The following is a 6,309-nucleotide window of genomic DNA, read 5'->3' as shown; positions in this document are numbered from 1 at the left end:
AATCCTCCTTGGCACGGGCAACTCACTCAGACTAGGTCGGCACTGCGCGCGCCCCGGCGCCGCTCCCTGGCATGCGTGAACCAGCTCGCCCGGATCGTGGCCGCGAGCACGTGCGTCTATCCGCCGCCTTTTCGCCGCCTTTCGCGTCTGTAGCAGCCGATCTTTGCGGAGCGGCGCCCGCTGTCGGGTTGCTCGCCGTCTCGATACGGAAGGCAGCGCCCGAGGCTGCATGGCACCAGGCAATCGAGCAGGAAGGACTTAGATTCCCGACCGAGCTGGGACCGCAGCCCCATGCGCGGACAGGCCCATCGGTGCAGGGCCAGGGAATGAGCACGAAGCGACCATCGCAGCGCATCGGGTGCTACGCGGTGCGGTCATACTGTTTCCTCGGCAGCGCGCTGGTGCTGGCAGTGGCACTGTCCCGTGTCGAGACAACAAAGCTTGCCCCAGGCGGAGCCGCAGAGGTGCCTGCTTCTCACGCGTCCGTCCATGCCGCTCCTGATCCGGCCATCAGCGACCCCCTTACGTTCGCGTACGTCTCCCTCATCAAGACCGCGGGCACGGACCGACCGACGTGCATCGGCCTGTCGGCGTCTACAGGCGGTGTCGGGACGAACGGGGACGACGTCATCGTTGGGACATCCGGCAGGGACGTCATCGTGTCAGGGCGGGGCAACGACACGATCTACGGCCGCAATGGCAAGGACGTCATCTGCGGCGGGCCCGGCAACGACAAGCTCGTCGGGGGACGCAACCCATGGGACTGGAGCCTGGCCAAGCACGGTGACCGGCTTGCAGGCGGTGCGGGGGACGATCACCTCATCGACCGTTGGGGCTTCCGGGACAAGCTCGTCGGTGGATCTGGCAACGACCGCCTGGTCTCGAGCAGCGGGACGGAGCACAAGCTCCTCGGCGGGCCCGGCGCAGACCGGCTCATCAGCCGTGACGTGGTTGACAACATCACCATTGGGGGCCGAGGACCAGACGTGGTCACCGCGCTGTCCGGGTATGGGTACAGCAGGTACCACGCCGGCGGCCCTGGGCGCGACATTCTCGATGTCGGTCCCACTGGAGACATCCTTGTGGGACTCACCGGCGACGGCGACCGGCTCACGGTCCACGGCGATGCCTACGTCGTGCCGAACTACTGGGACAGTCCCGTTGGTGTCGAGGTGGACATGGTGGCGGGCACTGTCAGGCGCATCGGCGGAGACCCGACGCCAGCCGACGTCATCACCTTCGCGGAGCCGGATGACGTGTCGTGGATCCTGTACGGCAGCACGCACGACGACCGCATGGTGGGCGGTGAAGGCGACGACACCTTCTTCGGCCTCAGAGGCGACGACGTGCTTATCGGGTACGGCGGTAGCGACGGGCTCAACGGTTTTCAAGGCGCCGATGTCATTCATGGAGGCGACGGCAACGACTACTCGCTCTCGGGCGACCAGGGAGACGACGTTATCGACGGAGGTGAGGGCGATGACACAGCGGATGGCGGCAAGGGCAACGACACCTGCCTCAATGTCGAACAGACCAGGAGGTGCTCGCCCTAGAGCAGCTTCCCCAGCATCGATCCAGGCCGAAGCGTCGCTCCGCTCGGCTCTCGAGGATCCGACTTTGCCGGCCCAATACAGCGAACCTGCTGCGAGCAGAGCCCCTGGCGCTGCCCCCGTCCGCGAACGTACTCGGGTCGGATACTTCGGCGCCCATACCGCCGCCTGTCGGCGGGGACAGGAAATCAGGGAGCGCTAGCAAGCCCCAGATGTCTACTCTTCGCTGATGGACACGGTGCAGTTCGCAATCGACGACAGCAGCGGGATCACTCAGGTCATCATCAGCGTCAACGAGACCTCCCTCATCGATCTCGCCCGTGCCGCCGAACAGCCCTGGACTGACCGCGAGGGCAAGCCCGATCTCGCCGGTTCTTACATGGGACTCGCACCATGGGCCATCGGCGGCTCCGCCACTCACTTCCTCGAGAACCCGCGCGCAGTGTGGTTCGAAGACGGTGACACCGTTCTACTCGGCTGCGACTGCGGCGAACGGGGATGCTGGCCTCTCGTCGCCGACATCACTGTCACGCACGCTCAAGTGGCGTGGAGCCGCTTCCGGCAAGGCCACCGCGAATGGGACCTCTCCACCCTCGGGCCCTTCGTCTTCGCGCGCACCGAGTACGAGCAAGCCCTTAGCAAGCTCGATGAAGACCTACGCGCCTATCCGGCCGGTTAGCGCCGATCATCCGAAGCGGTTCCGCCACGCAGTTCAATCTCGCCCAGGAAGACCTGACGGGACGAGGAGGCTCCTGTTCCAGCGACACTTTAGGGGTCCCTGGTACCCGCGACATTGCGTAGCCGCAAACGGGCTGCCGCTCCCTAGCTTTTGGTGTTGCGCAGGGAGCGCCCACCGGCGTTCTTGGTGAGTATCAGAACTGCATGCGCCGGTTGGTGGCGGGCCACATCCCTGAGGGCCGGCCTGCGTCGATTCGCTCCTTGGCGCCACACCGCGGCACATCACCCCGCAACAATCGATTGATTCCTTCCTGTGAAACGAGTGGGTATGTGACGGTCCATTCGCGATGCCCGGATGGGGGGTGCAACGCGACGGTTCCGAGACTTTGCTGCTTCTTGTGCTTGTCAGAGCTGCCAGGTCACCGGTCGGTCCGGGCTGGGTTCGTAGATGCAGCTCTGGCCGGTGTGCACGTGTGCGGTGAGGTGGCGGACGACTACGGGGTCTGCGGCATCGATGGCTTGAATGGCTGCGCTGATGGCCTTGCGGACGGTGACTCTGGCGCGTTCGGCGCTGCTGCCCGTAGGGCGTGTGCGACCCGCCAGGCCGGTAGCGGCGGCTATCTCGACCAGCAACGCTTCGCGCTCGGCCGCGAGCCGGTCAGCCATTCCCACATCGGCCCATTCGTCTGCCCGGTCCAGCTCGGCATCGAGCTCGACAAGACGCCGTCGGTAGGCACCTAAGGCGGCCCGATCTGCGGTGGGGCCGAGATCGGATTGGTCGACCAGGGCTCCGGCGAGCTGGGTTGCGGGCACCTCGTGTCCGGCGTTGGCCAGGAGTGTGTGCAGGTGCTCCAGGCCGCGTCGGGCCGGAACGGGTGACTCGGAGCCGTCGTGCCCGACGAGCCAGACACCTGCCGGGCCGGGGCGAAGCGTCATGCTTTCCCCGCTGGTCCGGATGCTCCCGGCGGGTTCCTCGACCGCCGCCAGGCGTTTGGCCCACCAGCTCGCTCCCAACCGGCGATAAGTCTCCAGCGCGTGGACGCGCAACGTGCGTGCCCGTTCGTGGTCTCCGAGCAGGTCGCACGCCCGGGAGAGCGGATCGTCGGTGACCCCGTGGAACATCACCGCTCCGGCATTGATCACCGCTCGGCCCGCATAAGGCAGCAGCTGCGGTGTGATTGCCTCCACCAGGCGAGTCAGCCCTTGCGCGAGCGCGACGTCGAGCGCCAGCTGGAGTGTGAGCAGGTAGTTGTAGTCCCGCGGCAGACGGATGAGGTTGTCGGCGTCGAACGTCTCGACGAGTCGGCGGGCATCCTCATGCATCCCGAGTCCCTGATAGATCCAGGCGATCTCGGCATACAGCACCCGGATGCCTTCGGATTCGGCCAGGCGATCACCCATCCGCGCCAGCTCGACGACCCCCGGCGGAATGTTGCCGGACTGGCACGCGCCATACCCGCGCATGCACGCGATCACCATGAATCCATCGGGCAGTTCCAGCTGGGCCAGGGCGTCCTCCGCGATACGCGCCAGGGGCTCGATGGTGTCGGTCCGGCCGTGCATGAGGTCCAGCATCAGTCGTCTGGAGGCGGCATAGAACCTGGCCTTCGTGGATTCCTCGCCCAACAGTTCGAGAGCACGCATGTGGCGGTTCATCCCGGCCACGTCGAGCGTCTCGGCCGCGACCGTCAACAGCCAGATGTGGGCCTGGGTGCGGGCGTCCGGCGCCAGCAAACACGCCGCCACGTCGGCCAGCTTCGCCGCCAGCTCTCGTCGTACTTCCAGCTCGTCGGGTCCCCAATGGGTGGCCAGAGCGGCGTCGAGTGCATCGGCTCGGATGACCGGGTCACCGTCCTCGGCGGCGTGCTTGAGCGCCGCCGCGGCGAAGGGCACGGCGCGAGAGTGTTCTCCCGCGTATGCCCAGCACCGCGCCAGTGCCGCCGCGAGCAGCGCTCTGGTCCCCTCGTCGCCGGCACTTTCGTAGGCCTCGTGCAGCACCGCCGGCGTCCGCCCCGGATCGGCGCCGAAGAGGTAGGTCCCGGCGAGATCGAGTGCGGCCGCCGCAGCAGCGTCGACCTGGCCGGTCTCCATGTCCTTCATCGTGGCACGACCGGCGTGACCGGGCTAGCGCCGCAGAAGCGTGACCGCACGAGCGTGCTCGGCCACGCGAGCCTCGTCCCAGTCACCGGTGCAGTACAACGTGAAGTCGACGATCCGACCCTGCTCGTCCAGGTCGGCGATGAATCCCTCGCGGCAGTACCACTGCTCGCCGCCGTCCTCCCACGACTCTTCGAGCTTGACCGCCCATCCGCAAGCAGTGGCAACAACCTTCTCGAGTCGAACCGCTCCCTTCTGCGGGTGCATCTTTCGGCGGGCCTCGACCAGCGCCTCGCCCCCCTCGACCTGGACCCGCCAGGTCGGGAAGGTGAGGTCCGCGAAGGCGTCGGGGGCGAAGAGCCCGTCGGCCACGTTCTCGCCGCTGGTCTCCAGGAAGGTGACGAAGTCCGCAACGCTGCGCTGCACGCTCGGCGCGAGAGCGTCGGTACTCGTGGTCACCGTCCACCGCCGCTCATCGCTAGGTTGCCCTCGACGACCGCCATGGTCTCGCCGAGCTTGTCACTCGGACTGAACTCCACGACCGAGGTGCCGGCCGCTATCAAGGGCAGGTGACCCGGAGCGGCGTAATAGGCATCGCCGGTCATGTACGTCTCTTCGTGGTCGGCCCACCGGAAGGTGACCTGCCCGGACTGAACGATGCCCCAATGTGGGCATTGGCACCGGTCGTCGGGCAGCCCCTTGAAGAGCGGTGCAGGATCGGCATCCTCGGGGAAGGCCTCGAAGCCGACCGTGTAGCCGTCCAGGTCGGCGTACCGGCCCTGGATCTGCGGGAGATCAACCGCCACCGGGGTCGTCATCTTGTTGGCACTAGGCATCGCCTGCTCCTTCGGTACGACCCGCCGGATGCGAGCCCTCATTCAGAAGACGTGATTTCTGCCGTCACAACGTGACGATGGACCTCGATGCCTGGTGCTCGACGGGTGAGAGCACAGCTCCTCGGCTCACGAGTAGCAGACGGCCGCCCCTGACCTTCTCCACGAACGCACTCGCGTCGATCCTCGACCGCGATCAGCTCGGCAAGCCCTTCGGCGGCGATGCGACGTCGGGTCTTCCCGGCGATGTCGCGGGGACGGACTGACGCGAGCATGGACTTGGCCTGACCAGTCGTGAGATCCCTCTTCGCCTGCCCGGGCAGGAGTTCGGCGAGCAGCGCCTGGAGCCGGTCGACGGTCTGAACCCGCCGCCTGGTCAGTGCTTCACGACGGTCGGTGAGCATCCGTAGTGCCTCGAGCTCCCCGTCGAGATGCAGCACTCGCAGGGTGTTGGTGCGCACGGCGACGGCTGCGACCGCGTGCGCGTCGTGGGCGTCGGTCTTGCGGTTGTGACCGGTGTCGAAGAGCCGCACCCGCGCCGCGAGCTTGGCCGGCACGTCGACGACCTGCTCCCCGTCCTCCAGCAGTCGCTGCGCGAGCGGGCGGCCGGCACCGTTGCTGCCCTCAACCGCCCAGTCCCGCTCCGGCCAGGTCGAGACGTACCTGCGCATAGCGGCGTATCCGGCCCGGTCGGTGGTGAACCGGCCGGACCCGAGCAGCTGTTCGTGCTGGTCAACGACCTCGATCGTCGCCGACAGCTTGTGGGGATCGACCCCGATGATCACGTGCTCTGCCTGCTGCTCCATCTGCTGCTCCCGCCTGTGCTCGATCCAATGTGGACGGCGAGGTGGGCATTGCTACTACGAGCTGGGCAGTCCCTTCTTGAGCCACGCCTCGTCACGGTGACCGGCGGGCCGCAGACCGATAGTGAGCCACACCAGAACAGCCGGTGGGCAGCCGCTTGAAGAGCTGCCCGCCGGGCACCTGGATCGAGTCTGGCCAGACGCCGGTCGTGACGGGATCGTCTAGACGGTATGGAGTGACCGGCTCGTCGTGAGCTGGTTGCGGGCCGGGGCCTCACTCACAAGATTCGTGGGTTACCGAGCAGGGGCTGCCTGCTCGGCCTATCCGACAATTGTGGGAGGCCCCGG

Annotated in this window: 6 protein-coding genes; 2 read left to right on the top strand and 4 right to left on the bottom strand. The window is 66.9% G+C overall.

The window, feature by feature from the left end; all coding sequences use genetic code 11:
• Positions 1 to 326: 326 nt before the first annotated feature.
• Together JWN97_RS13815 and JWN97_RS13810 are read left to right on the top strand one after the other, a co-directional pair.
• Complete coding sequence (locus tag JWN97_RS13815; RefSeq protein WP_297623530.1) at positions 327 to 1,553, top strand: calcium-binding protein; 1,227 nt, start codon at positions 327 to 329, stop codon at positions 1,551 to 1,553.
• Between the two features lie 226 nt (positions 1,554 to 1,779).
• Positions 1,780 to 2,229, top strand: a complete 450-nt coding sequence (locus tag JWN97_RS13810; RefSeq protein ID WP_297623528.1) for a hypothetical protein — start codon at positions 1,780 to 1,782, stop codon at positions 2,227 to 2,229.
• A 404-nt stretch (positions 2,230 to 2,633) separates the two neighbouring features.
• On the opposite strand, the gene JWN97_RS13805 is transcribed toward JWN97_RS13810, so the two are convergent.
• From JWN97_RS13805 to JWN97_RS13790, 4 genes are read right to left on the bottom strand one after another with little or no spacing between them, the layout of a single operon-like run.
• Positions 2,634 to 4,319 (bottom strand): hypothetical protein, encoded by a 1,686-nt coding sequence (locus JWN97_RS13805; protein WP_297623526.1) that lies wholly within the window; start codon positions 4,317 to 4,319, stop codon positions 2,634 to 2,636.
• 33 nt (positions 4,320 to 4,352) lie between these two features.
• Positions 4,353 to 4,784, bottom strand: coding sequence for a hypothetical protein (locus JWN97_RS13800; protein WP_297623523.1), 432 nt, complete (start codon positions 4,782 to 4,784; stop codon positions 4,353 to 4,355).
• Positions 4,781 to 5,143 (bottom strand): cupin domain-containing protein, encoded by a 363-nt coding sequence (locus tag JWN97_RS13795; RefSeq protein ID WP_297623520.1) that lies wholly within the window; start codon positions 5,141 to 5,143, stop codon positions 4,781 to 4,783. The genes JWN97_RS13800 and JWN97_RS13795 overlap by 4 nt, the downstream gene beginning before the upstream one ends.
• Positions 5,144 to 5,199: 56 nt before the next feature.
• A complete protein-coding gene (locus tag JWN97_RS13790) occupies positions 5,200 to 5,964 on the bottom strand; it encodes a transposase (protein ID WP_297623517.1) in 765 nt (254 codons plus the stop codon).
• Positions 5,965 to 6,309 lie beyond the last annotated feature (345 nt).

The sequence above is a fragment of the Nocardioides sp. genome, from assembly GCF_025965415.1.
Classification (GTDB): Bacteria; Actinomycetota; Actinomycetes; order Propionibacteriales; family Nocardioidaceae; genus Nocardioides.
Note: the sequence above shows the minus strand (reverse complement) of the source record. Positions and strands in the feature narration are given on the sequence as shown.